General features: G+C 65.3%; 2 protein-coding genes. Both read left to right on the top strand.

Annotation, left to right across the window (positions count from 1 at the left end; translation table 11 throughout):
- The first annotated feature begins 102 nt into the window (after nt 1–102).
- Nucleotides 103–957, top strand: coding sequence for an IS5 family transposase (locus QNO09_RS39575; RefSeq protein WP_283975060.1), 855 nt, complete (start codon nt 103–105; stop codon nt 955–957).
- Nucleotides 954–1,352: a hypothetical protein gene (locus tag QNO09_RS39570; RefSeq protein ID WP_283975059.1), complete on the top strand. Its 399-nt coding sequence runs from the start codon at nt 954–956 to the stop codon at nt 1,350–1,352. Before QNO09_RS39575 ends, QNO09_RS39570 begins: the two co-directional genes overlap by 4 nt.
- Nucleotides 1,353–1,359: the final 7 nt, after the last annotated feature.

Genomic DNA, 1,359 nt, shown 5'->3' with positions numbered 1-1,359 from the left:
AGTGGACGTTAAGTCCGATCTTTCTCAGTTCGTGATCACTCGATCGAGGTACTGGTCGCCGGGCAGGCCATCCGCTGAGCATGTGCATGCTGAGATGCGGGCATGGAGCGAGAGCCGTACCCCAGCGACTTAGCCGATGAGCAGTGGGCGTTGATCGAGCCGATGATCACGGCCTGGAAACAGGACCGGGTGGCACGGTCAGCGACCGGAGATCCCGGATCCTGCGATCTGCGGGAGGTCGTGAACGCGATCTTCTACCAGAACCGGACGGGCTGCCAGTGGCGCTACCTGCCCCATGACCTGCCGGCCTGGTCGGCGGTGTTCTACTACTTCGGCCTGTGGCGCCAGGATGGCCTTGACCAGCGGATTCAGGAACTCCTGCGCTGCCAGGTGAGGGAGAAGGCCCGGCGATTAGAGGACCCGTCCCTCGTGATCCTCGATACCCAGTCCGTCCGCGCGGCAGCCGGTGTCCCGAAGACGACGACGGGGCTGGACGCCAACAAGAAGGTGTCGGGCCGAAAACGGGGCCTGGCCGTCGACGTGCTGGGGCTGATCATCGGCGTCGTGGTGCTGGCCGCATCCGCCCACGACAACACGGCCGGCACCGCTCTGCTCGACCAGGCCGCCGAGCGGTGCGGGATGCGTCTGGAGAAGGCTCTGGTGGACCAGGGCTTCAAGGACGAAGTCCTCATCCATGGCGCGTTGTTGGACATCGGCGTCGAAGTCGTCCGCCGCAACCCGGCCGATCAGGGCAAAGGCTTCGTCCCGCAACCGAAGAGGTGGATCGTGGAGCAGGTCAACGGCACGTTGATGCTGCACCGCAGACTGGCCCGCGAGTACGATCACCGGCCCGACACGTCCGCCTCGCGCGTCTACTGGGCGTCGATTGCGAACATGACCCGCCGCCTCACCACACCGAGTCCGGCCTGGCGCGACACCCTCGGACTGGCGGCGTGAACGTCATCGAGCTGCTGGCCGACCTCCAGGCCCAGCACGACAAGGCGACGGCCCGTGCCCGTGAACTGCGTGATCAGATGCAGCACTTGAGTGCCGCACTGACCGAGACCGAAGCGCGACTTGCGAGCCTGGTCACCGCCCGGAAAGTCATCGCCGAACTCGCACCGGTCCAAGAAGACTTCGAAGGGCCCGAGACGAACAGCGTTTACCAGGCCATCGTGAACGCCTTCAACCAGCACCCCGACCAGGAGTTCCGAGCCCGTGAGCTGCACGAACTCCTCGGCATGCCCACCGACGAGGCATCCGTCAACATCACCCGCAGCCGCCTCGGACGCCTCACCCGCCAAGGCTTCCTCACCCAGCCAGGACGAGGCCGCTACCAGAAACGGACTTAACGTCCAC

This window comes from Streptomyces sp. 378 (genome assembly GCF_030124145.1).
Taxonomy (GTDB): Bacteria; Actinomycetota; Actinomycetes; order Streptomycetales; family Streptomycetaceae; genus Streptomyces.
Note: the sequence above shows the minus strand (reverse complement) of the source record. Positions and strands in the feature narration are given on the sequence as shown.